This is a genomic window from Bacillus sp. JJ1532, from assembly GCF_036965085.1.
In the GTDB taxonomy this organism is placed as follows: Bacteria; Bacillota; Bacilli; order Bacillales; family Cytobacillaceae; genus Cytobacillus.
In genome coordinates, this window is record NZ_JBALOW010000088.1 from 1 (window position 1) to 20,285 (window position 20,285).

Annotated in this window: 21 protein-coding genes; 16 read left to right on the forward strand and 5 right to left on the reverse strand. The window is 41.5% G+C overall.

The features are described 5' to 3' along the window. The first annotated feature begins 356 nt into the window (after positions 1–356). The 12 genes from V7122_RS22265 (at position 357) to V7122_RS22320 (ending at position 11,416) form a co-directional block, all read left to right on the forward strand. The gene (locus V7122_RS22265; protein WP_066296857.1) at positions 357–602 is read left to right on the forward strand and encodes a DUF1146 family protein; all 246 of its coding nucleotides are present in this window, start codon (positions 357–359) and stop codon (positions 600–602) included. Between the two features lie 342 nt (positions 603–944). Further along, positions 945–1,688: a YwmB family TATA-box binding protein gene (locus V7122_RS22270; protein WP_335529208.1), complete on the forward strand. Its 744-nt coding sequence runs from the start codon at positions 945–947 to the stop codon at positions 1,686–1,688. 33 nt (positions 1,689–1,721) lie between these two features. After that, positions 1,722–3,035, forward strand: coding sequence for a UDP-N-acetylglucosamine 1-carboxyvinyltransferase (murA, locus tag V7122_RS22275; protein ID WP_335344554.1), 1,314 nt, complete (start codon positions 1,722–1,724; stop codon positions 3,033–3,035). Positions 3,036–3,383: 348 nt separating this feature from the next. After that, positions 3,384–4,415 carry a stage II sporulation protein D gene (spoIID, locus tag V7122_RS22280; RefSeq protein ID WP_335529211.1) on the forward strand — a complete coding sequence of 344 codons (1,032 nt, stop codon included), beginning with the start codon at positions 3,384–3,386 and terminating at the stop codon, positions 4,413–4,415. Between the two features lie 506 nt (positions 4,416–4,921). Then, positions 4,922–5,782: a M23 family metallopeptidase gene (locus tag V7122_RS22285; protein ID WP_335529214.1), complete on the forward strand. Its 861-nt coding sequence runs from the start codon at positions 4,922–4,924 to the stop codon at positions 5,780–5,782. A gap of 570 nt (positions 5,783–6,352) precedes the next feature. Next, positions 6,353–6,625 (forward strand): sporulation transcriptional regulator SpoIIID, encoded by a 273-nt coding sequence (spoIIID, locus tag V7122_RS22290; protein WP_335344551.1) that lies wholly within the window; start codon positions 6,353–6,355, stop codon positions 6,623–6,625. 472 nt (positions 6,626–7,097) lie between these two features. Further along, on the forward strand, positions 7,098–8,099 hold the full coding sequence (locus V7122_RS22295; protein ID WP_335344550.1) for a rod shape-determining protein: 1,002 nt from the start codon (positions 7,098–7,100) through the stop codon (positions 8,097–8,099). 235 nt (positions 8,100–8,334) lie between these two features. Beyond that, positions 8,335–9,156, forward strand: coding sequence for a flagellar hook-basal body protein (locus V7122_RS22300; protein ID WP_335344549.1), 822 nt, complete (start codon positions 8,335–8,337; stop codon positions 9,154–9,156). 45 nt (positions 9,157–9,201) lie between these two features. Then, the gene (locus V7122_RS22305) at positions 9,202–10,044 is read left to right on the forward strand and encodes a flagellar hook-basal body protein (RefSeq protein ID WP_335529217.1); all 843 of its coding nucleotides are present in this window, start codon (positions 9,202–9,204) and stop codon (positions 10,042–10,044) included. Positions 10,045–10,057: 13 nt separating this feature from the next. Next, positions 10,058–10,330, forward strand: a complete 273-nt coding sequence (locus V7122_RS22310) for a DNA-directed RNA polymerase subunit beta (protein ID WP_335344548.1) — start codon at positions 10,058–10,060, stop codon at positions 10,328–10,330. A gap of 262 nt (positions 10,331–10,592) precedes the next feature. Continuing rightward, on the forward strand, positions 10,593–11,015 hold the full coding sequence (fabZ, locus tag V7122_RS22315) for a 3-hydroxyacyl-ACP dehydratase FabZ (RefSeq protein WP_335344547.1): 423 nt from the start codon (positions 10,593–10,595) through the stop codon (positions 11,013–11,015). A gap of 161 nt (positions 11,016–11,176) precedes the next feature. After that, on the forward strand, positions 11,177–11,416 hold the full coding sequence (locus V7122_RS22320) for a hypothetical protein (RefSeq protein ID WP_335485349.1): 240 nt from the start codon (positions 11,177–11,179) through the stop codon (positions 11,414–11,416). Between the two features lie 55 nt (positions 11,417–11,471). Here the strand turns inward: V7122_RS22320 and V7122_RS22325 are convergent, their stop codons facing one another. Next, complete coding sequence (locus V7122_RS22325) at positions 11,472–11,906, reverse strand: YwpF-like family protein (protein WP_335529219.1); 435 nt, start codon at positions 11,904–11,906, stop codon at positions 11,472–11,474. A 281-nt stretch (positions 11,907–12,187) separates the two neighbouring features. On the opposite strand from V7122_RS22325, the gene ssb reads away from it, so the two are divergent. Both ssb and V7122_RS22335 read left to right on the forward strand, forming a co-directional pair. Further along, positions 12,188–12,547 carry a single-stranded DNA-binding protein gene (gene ssb / locus V7122_RS22330; protein WP_335529222.1) on the forward strand — a complete coding sequence of 120 codons (360 nt, stop codon included), beginning with the start codon at positions 12,188–12,190 and terminating at the stop codon, positions 12,545–12,547. Between the two features lie 3 nt (positions 12,548–12,550). Next, the gene (locus tag V7122_RS22335) at positions 12,551–12,742 is read left to right on the forward strand and encodes a hypothetical protein (RefSeq protein ID WP_335529225.1); all 192 of its coding nucleotides are present in this window, start codon (positions 12,551–12,553) and stop codon (positions 12,740–12,742) included. A 99-nt stretch (positions 12,743–12,841) separates the two neighbouring features. Here V7122_RS22335 and V7122_RS22340 read toward each other — a convergent pair whose 3' ends face one another. Then, a complete protein-coding gene (locus V7122_RS22340) occupies positions 12,842–13,135 on the reverse strand; it encodes a helix-turn-helix transcriptional regulator (RefSeq protein WP_335529228.1) in 294 nt (97 codons plus the stop codon). 280 nt (positions 13,136–13,415) lie between these two features. Between V7122_RS22340 and V7122_RS22345 the strand changes: the two genes are divergently transcribed. Next, complete coding sequence (locus tag V7122_RS22345) at positions 13,416–13,835, forward strand: hypothetical protein (RefSeq protein WP_335529230.1); 420 nt, start codon at positions 13,416–13,418, stop codon at positions 13,833–13,835. A gap of 487 nt (positions 13,836–14,322) precedes the next feature. Here V7122_RS22345 and V7122_RS22350 read toward each other — a convergent pair whose 3' ends face one another. Continuing rightward, positions 14,323–17,145, reverse strand: coding sequence for a DEAD/DEAH box helicase (locus V7122_RS22350; RefSeq protein ID WP_335529232.1), 2,823 nt, complete (start codon positions 17,143–17,145; stop codon positions 14,323–14,325). After that, the gene (locus V7122_RS22355; protein ID WP_335344539.1) at positions 17,138–18,754 is read right to left on the reverse strand and encodes an SWIM zinc finger family protein; all 1,617 of its coding nucleotides are present in this window, start codon (positions 18,752–18,754) and stop codon (positions 17,138–17,140) included. Before V7122_RS22355 ends, V7122_RS22350 begins: the two co-directional genes overlap by 8 nt. Positions 18,755–19,010: 256 nt before the next feature. Here V7122_RS22355 and V7122_RS22360 point away from each other — a divergent pair, with 256 nt between their 5' ends. Then, positions 19,011–19,484, forward strand: a complete 474-nt coding sequence (locus tag V7122_RS22360) for a CarD family transcriptional regulator (protein ID WP_335344538.1) — start codon at positions 19,011–19,013, stop codon at positions 19,482–19,484. Between the two features lie 64 nt (positions 19,485–19,548). Here V7122_RS22360 and V7122_RS22365 read toward each other — a convergent pair whose 3' ends face one another. Beyond that, the gene (locus V7122_RS22365) at positions 19,549–20,106 is read right to left on the reverse strand and encodes a 3D domain-containing protein (RefSeq protein WP_335529234.1); all 558 of its coding nucleotides are present in this window, start codon (positions 20,104–20,106) and stop codon (positions 19,549–19,551) included. Positions 20,107–20,285: the final 179 nt, after the last annotated feature.

Here is a 20,285-nt window from a genome sequence, read left to right on the forward strand (position 1 = left end):
GAGTCAGGACGGACATTTCATCGAGAACTGGGATTGAAAAGTCAAAGCAGTGTATGGGGACGGACAATTATCATGAAAAAGGTTCAAATTGGCTGACAAACCGGGAATCTGGCTGACAAATCCAAAAATCCTTCTGTTAACTCCCCATATTTAGCTAACAAATTCGAACTTTTATCAAAACTTAAAGATTCTTTGTAAGACAAGTGCTATTTCCTATTATAAAGCCGCATTCCATGCTATGATTATAGGCGGATTGTCAATTTTCGGTTTAGTAATGACCATATTTTTGAAAAAATATCGAATACATAGCCCAAATAGTTTTTCCTATGGCGGCGATGGAGATGGGAGTGGTATACATGGTTCCAGGATTTGGACAACAGGCGTTGATTAGCATTATGTCACATTTGGTTTTTATTGCTTTAGCCTGGTGGGCTCTTCAAGCATTGCGCATTGATCAGCTTTTGCGTCCCAACCGTGTCATGCAGGCAAGAGTACTCTACATCCTATTATCGATTGCCATTGGGGCGTCCGTAAGTAACTTTTTCCTTGATTATCTTCTATGGTCGAGGCAATTGCCCCTTATTCTTCAAACGGTACTTTAAAAAAAGATTTTACAAAATAGTAGATAATATGGGTCTTCGTACATGTTTTCAATTATCTTATTTTTAAGTACAATTCTATTTGTTGTGCTCTATTTTTGCATGTTTAAAAATTGGCATTAAATAGTTAATCCCAAATTTGACGATTTTGAATAGGATATAAGAAATTGGGCAATATCCTCAATTTTACAATTGCTTCAGTCGCTATGAACGCCACGTTCTGTGGCAATATCTATGCTAGCAGCTGATAGGCGACTCAAGCTAAATTGTCAAAAAGTGACGACAATTCCCAAGTATGCTCAGCTCCTCCTTGGTAACAATGGTAGTAAGGGGGAGGATGTAAATATGAAATACTTGAAAATAATATTAGCAATTGTTGGTACTTTTGGTTTTATGGTCTTAAACTTTGGGAATAAAACGACTGTGGCCAAAACCGATCTCGATCTTATGAAGCTATCCTCAATTTTACAAGACGAAGATATTTTAATCATTGAATGGTCTTTGCATGCAAGAGAAAATATGGAAAGTCTTCAAAGCGTGGATGAGGTAAAAAAATATACAGATGACCTCAAGAAACAATACCCAAATTGGACTTGGACGAGTAACGATTTGGAAAAACAGTCGGAAACCGTGGCGGTTTTAAATAAAGATTCTCAGACGGAAACGATAAAGATTCTATCGACCCCCACAAAAAATAAAGTTCAAACGTATGTCATTTATGAAGTGAAAGGGAATGGCTGGAAGGCTGAATCCGAAAAAGAGATCCAATCTCTCTTTAATGGCAGAATTTCTGACATTTTCCATGAAAATACCACAATTTTCTCTTGTTTGAAAGGCGAATTCAGTGATAAAATTGATAAGACTTTGCCTAATGAAATAAACCATTTATTAGCAGCATTTAATGCGAAAAAAATAGAAGGTTTACATGAGGAGAATTTCATATCGGCATCCGCCTATTCGACATTGTTTGATAATGCTATTCAAACAAAAGGCAAGGATATGAATTTGCAAATAGGTATAAGAAATCATGGATTGGGCGGAAAGACTACCCTTGTAGTTGGCACACCCATCCTAACGATTGAATATTAATATAGAGAAATTGGACGCGGAGGGGAATACACTTTGGAAAAAATCATCGTCCGCGGCGGAAATAGGTTAAGCGGTATTGTCAAAGTAGAAGGAGCAAAAAACGCTGTTTTACCAGTTATCGCCGCAACACTATTAGCAAGTGATGGCAAGAGCGTAATTCGTGATGTACCGACACTCTCCGATGTATACACGATCAATGAAGTATTACGCTATTTAAACGCCGAAGTGGAGTTTAATCATAACCAAGTCACTGTTAATGCATCACGAGAATTAAGAGTAGAGGCACCTTTTGAATATGTCCGTAAAATGCGTGCTTCTGTTTTGGTTATGGGATCCTTACTTGCCCGTAATGGCCGTGCGCGTGTAGCATTGCCTGGCGGGTGTGCAATTGGATCTCGCCCGATTGATCAGCATTTAAAAGGCTTTGAGGCAATGGGTGCTACGGTGAAGGTTGGCAATGGATTTATCGAGGCAGAAGCAGCAAATGGCCGCCTGCATGGGGCAAAAATCTATCTTGATTTTCCAAGTGTCGGAGCAACGGAAAATATTATGATGGCTGCAACCCTTGCCAAAGGGACAACGATTTTAGAAAACGTAGCGAAAGAACCGGAAATCGTGGATTTAGCGAATTTCCTCAATAAAATGGGTGCAAAGGTTAGAGGAGCCGGAACCGGTACGATCCGAATTGAAGGTGTTGACCAATTATTCGGAGCGGAGCACCATATCATCCCTGACCGAATTGAAGCTGGTACCTTTATGGTGGCTGCTGCGATTACAGGCGGAAATGTCCTTGTCAAAGGCGCTGTCCCTGAGCACTCCACCTCATTAATTGCAAAAATGGAAGAAATGGGCGTTCTTTTTGTTGAAGAAGCAGAAGGCATTCGTGTCATCGGTCCAGAGAAACTAAAGGCAGTTGATATTAAAACAATGCCTCATCCTGGTTTCCCGACTGATATGCAATCCCAAATGATGGCCTTATTACTCCATGCAAACGGTACAAGTGTGATCACGGAGACTGTATTCGAAAATCGCTTCATGCATGTGGAGGAATTCCGCCGTATGAACGCTGATATTAAGATCGAAGGCCGCTCTGTTATTATGAACGGACCATCTAATCTCCAGGGAGCTGAAGTGGCTGCAACGGATTTACGTGCTGCTGCGGCACTCGTTTTATCTGGATTGGTAGCAGATGGTGTAACTCGTGTAACGGAATTAAAGCATTTAGACCGTGGCTATGTGGATTTCCACAACAAGCTGGCTGCCCTTGGTGCCGATATTGAGCGCGTAAAAGAAGTGGACGAAATCGTTGCCCCAGTGGAACGATATGTTTCAGATATGAATGCGTAGTTTTGTGAGATTAAAAAGTCTCTTTTGTGAGTGAATTGTTTAGTAAAAGGTAATTTTGAGATGAAGCGCAGAATCCGTTCGTCAGACCTCTGATGAGTGGGGGTTGCGTTTTTTCTTTTTTTGGAAGGGGTTGTGCAGTGATTTGGAAAAAGTGGAAATCAATCCTGCCTAGCTTCCCGAATTCTGATGATATTTCGAAATTATTTTTCCTCCATTGAGCCCCTAAAGAGTTACCAACCTTTAACATTCCAGCCCAAAATTCTTGTCATAATAGCCTGTCCACGACCATAAGATTGAGAAGAGACAGACTTCTAAGGGGTCTAAATCACATATTATGGAGGCATAGTCATGACAAAATTTAAACCTTTCATCGTACTAGGAGCACTGCTTGTTTTCATTACTCTGCTGATTCCTTCTTTATTAGTCCTCCCTTTTAAAGACGATCAGGTGTCCGGAAAGCTCGGGGAGCGGTTAAATAAGGAAGACAGCACGAAGCATACAGTGGAAACCTCTAAAGAGCCAGCTATTGAGGTAGCGGTATTTCGAATGAAAAAAAAGCAAGTGGATTCGCTTCCGCTAGAGGATTATGTTGTCGGAGTAGTAGCATCAGAAATGCCAAGGGCTTTTGAAAAAGAGGCGCTAAAGGCTCAAGCCTTAGCAGCAAGAACGTATATTGTGAATCAAATGATGCGAGAAAATAAGTCAGAGCTGCCTGATGGAGCGCTTGTCACGGACACGGTGGAGCATCAGGTTTATAAGGATATGGATGAAATCAGAAAAACATTTGGCCCGGATTTTAAGTGGGCAATCGAAAAAATCACAGAGGCTGTCAAGGAAACGAGTGGGCAAATAATAGTTTACGAAGGCTCACCGATTGACGCCAGCTTCTTTTCAACAAGTAATGGGTATACCGAGAATTCTGAGGCTATTTGGTTAAACGCAGTCCCTTATTTAAAAAGCGTAGAAAGCCCATGGGACTTGGAATCGCCAAAGTTCAGCAACCAAAAAATATTTACCATTTCAGATTTCGAGAATAGGTTAGGAGTCAAGCTTCCTTCCAATAATAAGATCGGCACTATAACGGCTAGAACTGCGGGAAAGCGTGTCGGTGAGGTTGAAATTAACGGGAAAGTCTTTTCAGGTAAGGTGATTAGGGAAAAGCTCGGACTAAGGTCCACAGACTTCACGTGGAAGCGCCAGGGGGATCAGGTTGTCATTAACACGAGGGGATATGGCCATGGTGTCGGTATGAGCCAATACGGGGCAAATGGGATGGCCTCAGAAGGCAAAACCTACAAAGACATCATCTCCTACTACTATAAAGGCGTAGAAATTGCTAACTCCGAAAACTACCTTACTAAAGTATTAGCCAAAAAATAAATTGGTGCCAGGCACCCTGAAAAGACAATCTGTATGGTTTGTGATTTCAGGGTGTACACGTGAGTAGGCTCAATGTAAGGGATTTGGCTCTTCGTTGAGTAAAAGGCGAACATAGGAAGGTTTAATGTAAGGGTTTTGGCTCTTCGTTGAGTAAAATGCTAACATTGGAAGGTTTAATGTAATGGGTTGGCTCTTTATCGGGAAAAAGCTAACGTAAGAAGGCTCAATGTAAGGGTTTCAGCCCTTCGTCGGGGAAACACAAACATAGAAAGGTTCAATATAAGGATTTTAACCTTTCGCTTAAGTAAACGTGAACATAGAGTTGCCGATACCAGCAGGCAGCTCTTTTTTATGCCCAAAAGAACACATTTTATCCTAGAAAAAATTTATTTTTAAATAATGAATAATTTCTTTAATTTTGTCGAAAAATAATCCAAAAAAATATTTTTACGGGGATGTATATAATTCTTCTAATCTGTTCAGAATGATTGCTGAGGTGATGATAAATGAGAGAGGAAGAAAAGAAACGATCTTCTCAAAATTCCAGCTTTAAACGCTTTTTCAAGAAGCGTTGGGTATTCCCAGCGATCTACATTGCAGCAGCAGCAATCATACTAACCGGGGTTCTTTGGTACCAAAACGCGAATAATAATTCAGCGAATCCAGATAGCGTGGATAATAGCGCTACCGATGTACCGGGGAAAAAGTTTAATGAACCAGCAATCGAAGTAAACCGATCTATGGAAAACATCATGATGCCTGTAAAAGATGTCGATGCATCAGTCATTCAAAGACCTTTCTATGACGCAGATGCCAAAGCAGAAGAACAGGAAGCAGCACTTGTCCTATACGAAAACCAATATCACCAAAACACAGGTATCAATATTGGGATGAAGGATGGCGAAACATTTGATGTCGTTGCATCCTTAAGTGGAACGGTTACGAAGATTGAAGAAGATGTGCTGTTGGGAAATGTCATTGAAATTGAACATGACAAAGGAATTGTAACACAGTATCAATCTGTTAAAGAGATCAGTGTCGAGGTTGGCAGTCAGGTTAAGCAAGGCCAAGTGATTGCAAAAGCTGGTGAAAGCATGTTTGATGCGGAAGCAGGTGTCCATGTACACTTCGAAATTCGCAAAGATAACGTTGCACTTAACCCGCATGATTACTTCCAAAAACCATTAAGCACATTACAGGAGCTTAGTGAGGAAGATGAAACGAAAGCATCTGATGATCAAGATGCTATAGATGAAAAAGCCTCTGAGGAAGATACAGAAAAAGGTACAAGCGATGATGAGAAAGATTCCGAAGAAGACACGAATAACGAAACAGAACAAAATTCTAAGGATTCTTCAAACGCATAATATAAGCCAAAGCCTGCCGATTCGGCGGGCTTTTTGGCGTGAATGACCGCTATCCATTTACTGACAGGGAAATTCCTCAATCGACAATTTCTCGGGAAATAACCGGTAAAAGCTCATTTTCCTACAAAAATCCCCTTAGATCTGGGATGAGACTGTGAAGTAAAACCATTCTCCTTACTTCAAATTTTTTAGAACACTATTCCTTAAAAACTGTCAGTCCATTACCAAAAATACAATATTTTTAGTCAAAATCTCCCGTTAAATACTAAATCTTCAAAAAACTTTAGCGATACCTTGTCCCTAATGTGTTTTTCGTGCATATATCTGCAACCAAGCTAATAGACTGATACAAACCTGACAAAGAGAGTGGTTGAGGTGAGGAGTCGTTTTGCAGATAGTATTGAATGTGCCTTAGGACATGTTTATTCACCGCAAGCTCAGAAAGTAAAAGCTTTCTGCCGTATGGAGAATTCTCCGAATATAGCCGCCATGCGGAACAGAGTATAGATCAAAGCGAAAAGCGAGTCTCATTTCGCACTTCTCACATCCAATTTAGGGAGGGCGAGTGGTGTGCACGATTACATCAAAGAGAGAACTATCAAGATTGGAAAGTATATCGTGGAGACGAGAAAAACAGTTCGCGTTATCGCGAAGGAGTTTGGCGTATCCAAAAGTACAGTCCATAAAGACTTAACAGAAAGACTACCTGAGATTAACCCTGAACTGGCGAATGAAGTGAAGGAAATTCTAGATTACCATAAATCAATCCGACATTTACGCGGGGGAGAAGCTACAAAAATGAAATATAAGAAAGAAGAAATTGAGGGAGAAGTATTAAAGTAAAACAAGAAAATGATTTTGTTGATTATTAGCCTTATGCAACGAAAATAAGATAGCAGGTATGCTAAGGCGGATTGATCCTCAACAATATTTATTAGCAAAGCCAACAAAAAATGCAGTCAGGCGCCAAATAAAAGGCTCTGGCTGCTTTTTTTTCTTTTACGACAAAAATCTTCAAAAACCCACACATATTCTGACAAAAAATTATTTAATTCGCCTTGAGTGTGGTAGAATATAGAATTAGGATAGAACTTGATTCGTATAATCAAAAAGGTCTACAACTAGGTGAGTTAGGCAAGTGGAGTGCTTCATTTTTTCTGGAGCATAAGTTGAAGAATTTTAAATATAGCGAGGTTCGCTTAATATAGCTAAATGCATAAGGCGTGTACTGGGCAGACCTGGCCTGGTGCTTAATTATGTCCATGAGCAGGTGGCGGACAATGCAGGCCAGTAGTCAAGGAGGAAAGATGAGAGAATGTTTGCAAGGGATATTGGAATTGACTTAGGAACGGCTAACGTGCTGATTCACGTGAAGGGCCGCGGAATTGTTTTGAATGAGCCGTCTGTGGTAGCAATTGATAAGAACACGAATAAGGTTTTGGCAGTAGGTGAGGAAGCGCGCAGAATGGTGGGACGGACGCCTGGCAATATCGCAGCTATTCGCCCGCTTAGAGATGGAGTTATAGCGGATTTTGACGTAACAGAAGCTATGCTGAAGCATTTTATTAACAAATTGAATGTGAAAGGCTTTTTATCAAAGCCACGCATTTTAATTTGCTGCCCAACGAACATCACAAGTGTGGAGCAAAAGGCGATTAAAGAAGCGGCAGAAAAGAGTGGCGGTAAGAAGATCTATTTAGAGGAAGAGCCTAAGGTAGCCGCGATTGGCGCCGGTATGGATATCTTCCAGCCAAGCGGAAACATGGTCGTTGACATTGGTGGGGGAACGACAGATGTTGCGGTTTTATCTATGGGTGACATCGTAACCTCATCTTCGATTAAAATGGCAGGAGATGCCTTCGACAGTGAGATTCTGCAATATATTAAGCGCGAGTACAAGCTATTAATCGGGGAAAGAACCGCTGAGAATATTAAAACAACCATTGGAACCGTATTCCCAGGATCAAAGAGCGAGGAATTGGATATTCGCGGACGCGATATGGTATCAGGCCTTCCAAGAACGATCACAGTTCGTTCAGAAGAAATTGAACGTGCTTTAAGGGAATCTGTAGCGGTCATCGTACAGGCGGCAAAAAGTGTTCTTGAACGGACGCCACCTGAACTATCTGCTGATATTATTGATCGCGGTGTTATTCTAACAGGCGGGGGCGCGCTTCTCCACGGCATCGACACCCTTCTTGCCGAAGAATTGAAAGTACCTGTCTTAATAGCTGAAAACCCAATGGATTGCGTAGCGATTGGAACGGGTATTATGCTAGATAATATTGACAAGCTTCCGAAGCGCAAGCTTGGATAAATTTTAAGTGAAAAATAACAAAATCGAGTATGAAATCATCGAGGTTTTATGCTCGATTTTTTATCTTAGGCTGCTTTAGAAAATGGTAAAATAATAATATCTGCAAAAATTCTTACTTTTTATAATGTTTATTTTGAAGATTTTTTCTATAATAGAAGTAATGCTAATAAATATATTCCGTTTCCAAACGGATGCTTATACATATTTTTCAAAAGTTTTCTAATGAGGTGAACTTATGTTCAGAGGGTTTTATACAGTAGCCTCCGGGATGGTGGCACAGCAGAAAAGAACAGAAATGCTGACGAATAATATGGCGAATGCGAATACACCGGGCTTTAAGGCTGATCAATCTGCCTTGCGTGCGTTTCCGGAAATGCTGTTGCAGCGATTTGACCAGGAAGTGATCCCAACGGAAGACGGGCTTCGTCTGCCTTTCAATCGAAGGATTGGCGCTTTGAATACAGGGGTTTATATGCAGGAGGCGATGCCGGCTTTTTTGCAGGGTGATTTAAAAGAAACAGGCATTAAAACGGACATGGCTTTACTGGATGTGTCTTTGCCTGTTAACGGCAGTGTGTTTTTTACAATAGCGGGTCCAAATGGGGAACAGCAATATACACGAAATGGAAACTTTACTGTGGATGGACAAGGCTTTTTAACAACCGCAAGCGGCCATTTTGTATTGAATGAAGCGGGGAATCGCATCCAGTTGACTAGTGATCGATTTACGCTTAATGAAAATGGTGTGTTGACGGGTGAGGGCGGAGAAACCGCAAGACTGGGAATCGCGTTCGCGGAGGACGCTAACCGCCTTATGAAGCAAGGAGACGGGTTATTTCGAACAGAGGATGGCAATCAGCTTCCGAGTGCTTATAATGCGGCAGGAGTCCAATTTAAGCTTCAGCAAGGGTTTGTAGAGCGTTCTAATGTGGATGTTGGTAGAACGATGACAGAAATGCTATCAGCCTACAGATCGTTTGAGGCGAATCAGAAGGTGCTTCAAGCCTATGACCGGAGTATGGAAAAAGCTGCGAATGAAATTGGGCGTATCGGGTAATTTTTGGGGTGGAACTAAAATTTTTCCGGCAAAGGGGGATGAACTATGAATAGAACGATGATTACGGCACAGAATACATTAACCCAGCTGCAAAAACAAATGGATATTGTCAGTCATAATATGGCAAATATCGATACAACGGGCTATAAGCGCAAAGAAGCGAATTTCACGGATTTGCTTTTTCAGCAGTTTAATAATCAGACACTCCCTCAATTAGAGGTCAATCGATTAACACCTAACGGAATTCGTCAAGGAGTTGGGGCCAAGCTTGCTCAATCGCAAATCGTAGGGAGCCAGGGCAGCTTGAAGAATACAGACCGTTCGCTTGATATGGCCATGACTGCAGAGGGCCAGTATTTTAAAGTGCTCGAGCAAGGGGAGAATGGCTCGGCCATCCGCTATACGAGGGACGGTGCCTTTTACTTAACTCCGTTATCAGCAAATGAAAACATGCTTGTCACGAGCAATGGTTATCCGGTTTTGGATGAAAACAATAATCCAATTACTGTTAGTAATAATGTGAAGGAATTTACTTTACAGGACGAAGGCCGACTGGTGGCCTCCTTGGAGGATGGCCGTACAAGTGAATTTAATCTTGGTGTCGTTCTTATTAAGAAATCGCAATTTCTTGAGCAAAAAGGAGAAAATCTCCTCGGTCTGCCGGAAAATATGGCTGAATTAAATACGCCAGTGAATGATATTTTAACGGATCTTAATGGTCCTTTAAGAAATCAAATTTCCATGCAGCAGCGCGCCTTGGAGCAGTCAAATGTGGATATGTCCAAGGAGATGACCGAGCTCATTAATCTTCAGCGTTCTTATCAATTCCAATCCAGATCCGTCTCTATCGCTGACCAAATGATGGGACTCATCAACGGAATTCGTTAAAAGGGGAATAAACATGTCAATCAACAACAATAATCAAGAAGCAGCGAAATCACGTGAACAATTAAAAAAAGAACGCACAACCATGGCGGAAAAGAGACGCAATCGCCGTATTCGGGTGCGTATGATTCCGATTTGGCTGCGGATTATCATTGTTGCTGTTTTAATTACTCTAAGCGGTATAGCAGGAGCAGCCTTCGGGTATGGTGTAATGGGAGGCGGCAATGCGAAAGATATATTCCAGAAGTCTACCTGGACGCATATTGTCGACCTTGTAGAACGAGAATAAAAGGGGCATAGGCCTCTTTTTTTTGGACTTGCTGGGGGAGCTTAGGGGATATGGCTGATAAAGTGGTGGAATTGCCGATAAACCATCAAAATTGGCTGAAAAAGTACTGAAATTAGCTGATAACCAACAAAATAGGCAGACAAATTGCCAGAAATGGCTGCCAACTTCAAAATAAACTCCCACCTCACGATTTCAAACTTCCCGTATGCTTCTTTTTTTAGTACAATAAACTATAACCTAATATTAGTAGGAGGTACTAATTATGCTAAATATTGAACAAATTAAAGAAATCATTCCTCACCGTTATCCTTTTTTACTGGTTGATCGTATTCTTGAGGTGGAGGAAGGTCATAAAGCAGTCGGAATTAAAAACGTAACGGCCAATGAGGAATTTTTCAACGGGCATTTTCCTGATTATCCGGTTATGCCGGGTGTTCTGGTTGTCGAGGCGCTAGCTCAGGTGGGAGCTGTTGCGATGCTGAAAAAAGAAGAAAATCGCGGACGTCTAGCTCTTTTTGCTGGAATTGATAAATGCCGTTTTAAAAGACAAGTGAAGCCAGGTGACCAATTGCGTCTAGAGGTTGAAATGATTCGGTTTAAGGGGCCAATGGGCAAAGGAAAAGCAATTGCGACTGTCGACGGAGAGCTTGTGTGCGAAACTGAAATCATGTTTGCTTTGCAGTAGGTTTTTGTTAAAATTGACGAAATGTTTTCGTAAGAAAGCCAGCATATAAATTGCTGGCTTTCTTTTTTTTTATGCAAGTTGCAGACGATTTTGGGAATTATAACAGGAGACCCGTAAAAAAGGTCAACTTAAAAAAACATATTTGAAAGGAGCTTTTTCGAATGAACAAAAAGCTTTTAAACCTAATTGGCGGTTCTGTTCTTGCAGCGTTGCTTTTAGCCGGTTGTGCAACCAATGATCAAGAACCCCCTCCGCCAAACAACAACGACAATAACAATGGGGTCATCAATGATGACAACAATTTAGACAGAAATAATGATTTGAACGACAACAACGGCATGAACGACAACAACAATAATGACAATCTTGACCTTAATGATAATGATAATGATAATAAGTAGATAATATGTGAAGGGGCAACTCCACGTCAATTTCTTGGCTTAGAGTTGCCCTATTTTAATCACCTTTAGCAGCAGTAATCTGAGGCTTTCCACGGAGAATGGTCTTAAATTCCTTCAATAGCTCATCCCCTGTTAAACCCTGATCAATGAGTTTTTTCAAAACTATTTCCGCATAATCATAATTCGTTTTCTTCAGTTTGCCTTCAAAAAGAATACTAATATGATCAGTCAAAGGTTTAATGGTGACAATCTTTGTTTGGAAGGCGGCTGGGCTGTTTTCCTTTTTCGTGATGACAACCTGAACAATGATATCTTCGCCTTGCTTGGACAATTTCTGAAAATAATCATTATACATATTGTTCACATAGGCCTCTAGCATCCAAGTATTCTGATCGTTCTCTTGATTAATAATTAACCCGTCATTCAGGTCGATATCTACCAATGAATCATCCTCGACAACTTGCAGCGAGATGAGTTTAAACGTCTTCATCCTTTTCCTCCCGTCCGTATGGCTTATTGAAAGTATAACATAGACCTATTTGGTAATCGAATTTGGCAGGAATACCAATGCATTTTGATTTGTCGAATTTTCTTTAGTAAAATGTCTAATTTTGCATTTTTAAAGCGTTTTTCAATTTGGAGTGAACCTTTATACCCATTAAAACTGACTTTTTCCTGCAAAAATACCCCTCATAATTCAATTTTCGACTTTTTACTCTCATGCTATTCAGGGATTAAGATAAGAGCATGTTGGAGAGAGGAGAGAAATGAATGATCAATCAAGTAACGTTAGTAGGCAGATTGACCAAGGACCCGGAGATCAAAAGAACACCCGAGGGAACAGCCGTGACCAACGTAACCTTGGCCGTAAATCGTCAGTACCGCAATCAGCAAGGAGAAGTTGGGGCGGATTTTGTTCAATGCACCCTATGGAGAAAGACTGCTGAAAATACATCGCGCTATTGCCGTAAGGGCTCTTTAATTGGAATTACCGGCAGAATTCAGACAAGATATTATGACAATCAAGAAGGAATCAGAGTTTATGTAACCGAGGTGTTAGCAGATTCTGTGAGATTTCTCGAACAAAAGCGTGCAGAAGAGGCATTTATCCCCGCAGGAATGGAGGCTTAGGAATTGAACAAAGAGAGGGAATTAGAAAGCCTAGTTGAGGCATTAATAAGAATGTTGGGCAAATCCAACGAAAGAGTAAACGACTTAACCAATCGGGTCAATCAATTAGAAGTCATCCTCCGCGAGTCATTATTGCCCGTCTATCAACCTGTTCACCCTGATCCTAAGGTGATTTCGGAAAAATACCCTTCATGAGTGTTCCTCAGGTTTTCAATTCACCTTTCCCCCTCATAGAGAGAATCAATACATTCCCCATCCCCCACTATTTCCGGCGCATATCGCGCCGGTTTTTGTTTACTTTTGTTTCATTCCCAGTATAAGAAACTGAACTACCCTAATTGTTTGGGCTTTTGTCTTTTCATCAAAATTATATAGCTCCAAGAGTGATTTCTTAATCATATCCAAATCATGATCAATAGGGCCCTTTTTTAAAATATAAGTATCCGATCCAATGTCTCGTTTCTCACTGTTATTAATTTTAGCGAGCTGAAGAAGAGTCTGGTAGTTCGGAATAATTTCCCCCGTTTCACATTTGCTAATGGTAGACTGATGAACCTTCAGTGAATTTGCTACTAAACACAGCCCCAATTTTGCTCATCCCTAAGCTTCCTCAGCTTTGTAGATAAAGACATGTACTCACCGCTTTTCACAAGTTCTTTTTCTCTAAACTTAGCGGGAAAATGACTAGAAAGGGGATTTGTGTTCCTGTTAGTCACGCGTATGAATGAGGAAATTTACAAAAAAGAGTGAAAAAGTAAAATTTTGTAGGTTTATTAGGGATTATTTAAAGGAATTTAGTGAAACCTGTCGAATTTAACTAGGTAAATAGTCCTGATAGTGTGTTAGGGTGGAATAGGAGTGGTTTGATGTGTCATTTAAAAAAGAAAACAAGTTAGGAGTGTCATTTTACTTTTGCAGGGAGCAATTCAGTAAGAAACATCTTAATATCAATTACCAACCCGGTTTTTTTGACGCCCTCAAGTTAATTAACCTCCAAAAACCGAAATCATATCAAAAAGTTCCTCTTAGAAAAAATACAATCCTCCGTTTTTACTACCTAGAAAATAACACCCAACAATCAATCGATTATTTATTTGATTTCAAAAAAGGCTCCATAGAGGTGAGGAAACCCAGAACAATATCCGCCAATTATCGCTACTTATCCTGTTTTTTAATTAAAGAAGGGAACCGAGTCTCATATATGGCGTATCGGCCAAACGCACCAAAGAAAGTAGCCATAAAAAAACAGCCGCCAAGTCTTGATGGTGATCAGACGATTGGCAGCTAAGGCTGGAGAGGGGATTGGATGTGGACAGGTTTTTGGTAAAATGCGAAAACCTGTCCAACAAGTCCGGTTACTTGGACAGGTTTTGTAAAAAATGCGAAAAGTTGTCCATCAAGTTAGATTACTTGGACAGGTTTTGTGAAAACCGTGAAAAGCTGTCCATCAAGTTAGGTTACTTGGACAGGTTTTGTGAAAAACGTGAAAAGCTGTCCATCAAGTTAGATTACTCGGACAGGTTTTGTGGAAACCTCGAAAACCTGTCCAACAAGTCAGTTTACTCGGACAGGTTTTATGAAAAGTACGAAAAGCTGTCCAACAAGTTAGATTACTCGGACAGGTTTTGTGAAATCCATGAAAAGCTGTCCATCAAGTCCGGTTACTCGGACAGGTTTCAGGAAAACCCCGAAAACCTGTCCAGCAAACTTAAATATCTGCAACTTTCGCGGTTATATCGGTCACTTTGAAGATATTTCGCTTAAGCACCATCACATTAATTCAAAAACACCAAATCCTTTAATTCATCTGTAGAAAGCTCGGTAATCCAGCTTTCGCTTTGGATGATTTGATCGTTCAACGATTGCTTTTTCTCTAGCATGGCATCGATTTTTTCTTCGAGGGTGCCGGTGCAGATCATTTTATGGACGTGGACGAAGCGTTTTTGGCCGATGCGGTAGGCCCGGTCGGTGGCTTGGTTTTCAACGGCAGGGTTCCACCAGCGATCATAATGGATGACGTGGTTGGCCGCAGTCAGATTCAAACCTGTTCCGCCCGCCTTTAAGGATAAAAGAAAGACAGGAAACTTCCCGTTCTGGAACTGCTCAATCATCCGGTCGCGTTCATTTTTCGGAACACTGCCATTCAAAAATGGCACCTCGACACCGAATCGTTTCTTAATCATCCCGCGAATAATATTGCCCATTTCAATATATTGAGTAAAAATTAAGCAGCTTTCTCCTTGATCGAGAACCGAGTCGACCAATTCACTCAGCTTCTCAAGCTTAGCCGAACGTTCAATCACCTTCGAAGGCTTTTCCTCTTTTAAATAAAGAGCGGGGTGGTTGCAAAGCTGCTTCAACCGGCTGAGCATTTGTAAAATTAACCCTTTTCGCTCGAATGCTGATAGACTTTCGATTTGCTCGAATGTGTCCTTGACGAGCTGTTCATACAAGCTGGCCTGCTCGGCTGTTAACGGGCAGTATTCCTTTTGCTCGAGCTTGTCTGGGAGATTCAGCGCCACTTCTTCGTCTCGTTTCGTGCGGCGAAGCAGGAAAGGGCGGATAAAAGCTTGAAGCTGCCCAACCTTTTCCTTATCATCATCCTTTTCAATCGGGAGGACGAAGCGTTTTTGGAATTGGCCCATGCTGCCTAAATAGCCATGGTTGGTGAAATCAAAAATCGACCAAAGCTCGGATAAGCGGTTTTCCATCGGGGTGCCGGTCAAAGCAATATGATGCTTGCCCTTTAGCCTCCGAACCGCCCTCGATTGCTTCGTTTGCGCATTTTTAATATTCTGCGCCTCATCAATGCTAATCGAGCCCCATTCGACACTCTCAAAATCCTCAACATCTAGAGCGGTCAGTCCGTACGAGGTAAGAACGACATCGGCTGCAGAAGCTTTTTCCACAAACTCCTCACTTTTAGACCGGTTCCCACCATAATGAAGATACACATTCAACTTAGGGGCAAACCGCTCAATTTCCTTTTGCCAGTTTCCGAGCACGGAGGTCGGGCAAATAATCAGCGCAGGGCCAGAGTCTGCTTCCTCTTCCTTCACTTTTAAAAGGTAGGAAATCAGCTGAATTGTTTTTCCAAGCCCCATATCATCCGCCAAACAAGCGCCAAATCCATACTTGCGCAAAAATAGCAGCCAGCTCATGCCGAGCTTTTGATAAGGACGGAGATCCCCTTGAAATGCAGCGGGGACTTCCACGAGGGGGATATCCTTAATATCGCGAAGCTGCTTCACCATTTGCTTCCACTGCCGGTTCATTTCAATTTGAATACGGGCAAAGGTTTTCGGATTGTCGAGTTCGTCTTCTTGTTCGGAATCACCCGCAAGAAGTTCCTGCTCGATTAAATCGCGGACATGAAGACCTTCCTTTTCGGCCTTTTTCATTAAATCCTGTATTTGCCGAACAAACCCAGGATCAAGCTTAATCCATCTTCCGCGAATATAAACGAGCCGCCTTTTTTCCTCCACCATGCTGTTGAACTCGTCCTCTGACAAGTCCACTCCATTCATCGAAATCCGCCAATCGTAATCCAACATCGCCTGAAGCCCGACAAAGGATGGACGATGGCTAGTGGACTGCCCTTTAAGACGAGCCTTCACCTTAAGACTGGCATTTTTCATCGCCAGCCACCATGAAGGCAGCAGAATGTCAATTCCTAAAGAAAGGAGAGTTTCACTCGCCTCAGTCAGAAATGTCCACGCCTCATCTTCCGTTAAACGTGTCGCAACACTCCGATCGCCTTTAAGCCATGGAAAAACATTCAGCCATCTTTCCTGTTCCTTCGTAATCGCCTCCTCGTGCTTCCGCCAGCCCCGAGGATAGTTCGCATAATCATGCAAATCCACTAGCAAATCCGGCTCTTTTTTTCCACGAAGAAAAATGCTGAGCTCCCATGAATCGTCGATCTCGGCAGGCTCCTCCAGCTTCAGTCCAATGGAAAAAGGAGTCTCGTTTTCCTTGAGGCCAATCCATTCCTGCCAGCTTTCTTCGTCAAAATAGGCAGCAAGATCACGGGGAGAAAGCTCACTTCCGCGTAAAGTATTTATTTTTCCACTTAAATCGGCTTTCAGCTTGCTATTACGCTCAAAAAACGCATCCAATGCATGATGAAACATCTCGTGGGTAAAATCCTTAACAGACATTTCCCCAATCATCTGCTCCCAAAAGGAGGAACCAAATTCCTGCACAACCCGGTCAGGCAGCGCCCAGCGGAACTGGCCGTTTTCCCAGGCTGAAAAATCAGGGATCCACTCCTTTTCGGAAATCGCCTCATATATAGGAAGAGAGGCGGCTAAACAAATTTGGGCCAGCTCATCCCAATCCCACTCGATAAATGAATTAAATCGTTCCTTCGCAAACAATGTGACAAGCTGCCAGCCGTTAAGGGGAATTTCCTTCTCCTCCGCGGCTTTATGATCTTGAAAAAGAGTTCCATAGAAGCTCTCCTCATGATGATTAAACAGCAGCTTGCCCCAGAATTCAGGTTTTAAAAAAGACCCCTTATCATTCTGCGCAGAAAGGCTATATAGGTTCGTATCTATATGTCGGACGTTAATTTTTATCTTTCTGATCTCATGCATCGATTAGCTTTCCCCTTTTACATTCTTCCTGGAAGGCGCGAAGCCGTTTTGTTTTTTCAAGCAGGGTGTCTAGGAAAAACACCCAGTCATCCTGTCTTTTCAGCTTCTTGTACAACGTCCGGAGCTTTTTCAATTTCCGGACAGCCATGCGGTAATGGTCTCGGCCTTTATGGGAAATATGGTTTTGGATCGACTGATGATAAAGCGGCAAAAGCAGTGATGGCGCATCTTTTTCAATTTCCTTGATCCGGCTCTTTGGCAGCACGTCAATATCGTGGTTCATTCTGGCCTGCAAATCAATCCAGCGATCAAAGGCGCCATTTTCAAAAAGAAGATATTCATATTCATTAAAGCTGAATGGCAGCGTTTCAACGAGAGCTTTTTCATATAAATCGTCTCTGCCCGTTGCCGAACAGAAAGGTTGTATCACTTTTATGGCAAGATTAGAGAAATTCCGGTTAACATAATGATTCTCTGATAGTTGAAGGTATTCCCGAAGCCTCTTAATAAATTCCTCAACATAAGGTCCCATTCGTTTCCATTCCTTCTGTTGGGTAAAATAATCAAGCCAGGTCAGGAAATAGGGAGTCATCCCTTCTTCAGGAACCGCCAAAAGATCAACAGCATCCTCATCTTTCCCCAATAGGATATATTGATGAATAATGGCCACAATGATCGGGGAATTTTTGTCCTTAATAGCCAGCAGTTTTTCGATTTCTTCCTGGCACCAAGCCTTCTTCTTGAAAAATTTCATCCACAAGATTCGATACAATTGAGTTTGTTCAAATTCAAGCGGGAAATCATGTTTAAGGATATCGGTGGAATCCCCTTTTAATTTTTCAATAAAATCATCGAAGGCAAAGGGGAGGGAGTGAACCGATAGTTTATGAGTCACATCCAAAATATCCTCCATCAAATCCTGAAAAAGATGGTGATAGTAACGGTTTATGATTTCTCCCGAGTGCCCGAACTGAATGCTCAGTTCCATCAGCTTTTTAAAGCTAAAGAAGTAGCCAATCAAGTGATAAAGGAGCTTCCATTCCTGCTCAAAAGGTGCATTGGCTTGCCATCGCTTCGTATAGATTTGAAAAAGTTCATTCATATAATAGGGCTTCGGCTCACCGTTCCCGGTCATAATCGTATCGAAGCTTTCGTGAATGGTTTCCACCCAGTTATCATAATCAGGCTTTTGCCTGCTTGAAGTCGTTAACAGGTCCTTTGCTCTCTGAAGGCCGAGAAGCTTGACCGTTTTACTCTCCTGCAAAGGCTGTCTCCAATCATTGACCCAATCCGTCACACTCTTCGCCTGCGAAAGAAGATAGAAAAACACAGCAAGCTGATGCCGGCAAAACCCATCGGCCGGACACGAGCATTCACTTAAATTGATAAAATTAGGATCAAGCCTAACCTTTGCTGGCGTCACATCCTGAACCACACCCGTGATCTCGTTCCGATCAAAGCGAACATGGGAAACAAGCCCCTGCCGAAAAAGCATCAGCCCCTTCTGAACCAAGCGCTCATCCTCAGGCGACTTCGGGCTCAGCATATCCTTCAATTCATTCGCCGCAAAATCCAACGGCTCGAGGAAATGCTCTGGAATGGTAGACATGGAAACCCCTCCTTTTACAAATAGTCAATAGAAATAATTATATCATTTTTTGGAATGGGGTGTCTTGTCGGTTTCCTAGTTAGGAATCTCTAGCATTGTTGGTCTGAAAACGCCTAAATATTACAATTTTATTTTTTAAAAAATATTTTTATAAAATGTATTGACCATAATAAACGTTTCGTGTTATATTAATAAATTTGCTTTAAAAATCGCCTTGTGTTACCATTATTAATGAAGGTAATATGGAGGTGATGATATGTTTCAAATTGGCGATAAGGTTTTTTATCCAATGCATGGGGCAGGTATCATTGAGGCCATAGAAGAACGGGAAATTCTAGGGAAGACACAGGAGTATTGTGTGATTCACATACCATTGAATAAAATGGACGTCATGCTTCCATTGAAAACAATGACGGATTCCGGTGTTCGCTCCATCCTAGACGGAGAAACAATGAAAGATATTTTGTTTGATATTCACAATGTGGAGTCAGACTGCGGCCTTCCTTGGAAGGAAAGATACAAATCGAACATGGAGAAGCTGAAGTCAGGTAGGGTGGAGGATTCCGCTGAAATTGTTCGGGATCTCCTGCATCGCAACAAGGAAAAGTCGCTTAATACGAGTGAACGGCAAATGCTCAATCAAGCGCAGCGGAATATCATAAGTGAACTAAGTTTAATTAAAGACATCAGCGAGTCCGAAGCAGCTGAATTATTAAAACAATCCAGTTAGGACAAACCTCAATAAAAAAGAGAGTGGCTCAAAATAAGAGTCGCTCTCTTTTTGTCTCTTTAAATTAGTTATACACTTTAATCTTCACGGTTTTATTTCCCCATTGAATAGCCTGCTTTTGAGAAGGAATAAACACGTCAATTTTGTTTCCTTTTACAGAGGAGCCTTTATCGGCAGCGATCGCTTCCCCGTAACCAGGTACAAAAACCTTCGATCCGAGCGGAATTACCTTAGGATCAACAGAAATGACTTTCAAGTTTGGATTCTTTTTTAAATTTAGTCCTGTAGCCGTAATACCGCTGCAGTTTTTGCAGCTAGCTGTATAGGCAGTTGCTTTAACGGTAATTTCTTTATAGCTCGCAGCTTTCACTGCGGGAGCGGGCGGTTTTGCCTGTGCAGCTGCTGGAGTCGCCATCTTTAACACCTGGTTAGGCTTAATCATATCTGATTTAAGATTATTCCATGATTTTAATTGCTGTACGGTAATTTGATTCTTTTTAGAAATGGACCAAAGAGTATCTCCATTTTTTACTTTATATGTATGTTCAGCAGCAGACGCAGCATTCGAAAATCCAACTAGTAGAAAAAATACAGTTGTTATTGTGATTAGAAGTTTTTTCATGAGAGATTCTCCTTTTCTTTCTTCTTAAGGAGTATATTAGCAAAGGAAGATAACAGGAATGTTTCAGAATAAAACTATTTTTATTACAAAGTAGATTTGGTCTGTAATATTCAGGTGTTAATAGAGTAGGTGAATATGGAGGTTAATAGGTTATAACGCTCTTCGTGAAGGCAAAATAC

Coding starts and splice junctions, on each gene's coding strand:
- V7122_RS22265 (WP_066296857.1), top strand. CDS start 357: ATGGTTCCAGGATTTGGACAACAGGCGTTGATTAGCATTATGTCACAT.
- V7122_RS22270 (WP_335529208.1), top strand. CDS start 945: ATGAAATACTTGAAAATAATATTAGCAATTGTTGGTACTTTTGGTTTT.
- spoIID (WP_335529211.1), top strand. CDS start 3,384: ATGACAAAATTTAAACCTTTCATCGTACTAGGAGCACTGCTTGTTTTC.
- V7122_RS22285 (WP_335529214.1), top strand. CDS start 4,922: ATGAGAGAGGAAGAAAAGAAACGATCTTCTCAAAATTCCAGCTTTAAA.
- V7122_RS22295 (WP_335344550.1), top strand. CDS start 7,098: ATGTTTGCAAGGGATATTGGAATTGACTTAGGAACGGCTAACGTGCTG.
- V7122_RS22300 (WP_335344549.1), top strand. CDS start 8,335: ATGTTCAGAGGGTTTTATACAGTAGCCTCCGGGATGGTGGCACAGCAG.
- V7122_RS22305 (WP_335529217.1), top strand. CDS start 9,202: ATGAATAGAACGATGATTACGGCACAGAATACATTAACCCAGCTGCAA.
- V7122_RS22310 (WP_335344548.1), top strand. CDS start 10,058: ATGTCAATCAACAACAATAATCAAGAAGCAGCGAAATCACGTGAACAA.
- fabZ (WP_335344547.1), top strand. CDS start 10,593: ATGCTAAATATTGAACAAATTAAAGAAATCATTCCTCACCGTTATCCT.
- V7122_RS22320 (WP_335485349.1), top strand. CDS start 11,177: ATGAACAAAAAGCTTTTAAACCTAATTGGCGGTTCTGTTCTTGCAGCG.
- V7122_RS22325 (WP_335529219.1), bottom strand. CDS start 11,906: ATGAAGACGTTTAAACTCATCTCGCTGCAAGTTGTCGAGGATGATTCA.
- ssb (WP_335529222.1), top strand. CDS start 12,188: ATGATCAATCAAGTAACGTTAGTAGGCAGATTGACCAAGGACCCGGAG.
- V7122_RS22350 (WP_335529232.1), bottom strand. CDS start 17,145: ATGCATGAGATCAGAAAGATAAAAATTAACGTCCGACATATAGATACG.
- V7122_RS22355 (WP_335344539.1), bottom strand. CDS start 18,754: ATGTCTACCATTCCAGAGCATTTCCTCGAGCCGTTGGATTTTGCGGCG.
- V7122_RS22360 (WP_335344538.1), top strand. CDS start 19,011: ATGTTTCAAATTGGCGATAAGGTTTTTTATCCAATGCATGGGGCAGGT.
- V7122_RS22365 (WP_335529234.1), bottom strand. CDS start 20,106: ATGAAAAAACTTCTAATCACAATAACAACTGTATTTTTTCTACTAGTT.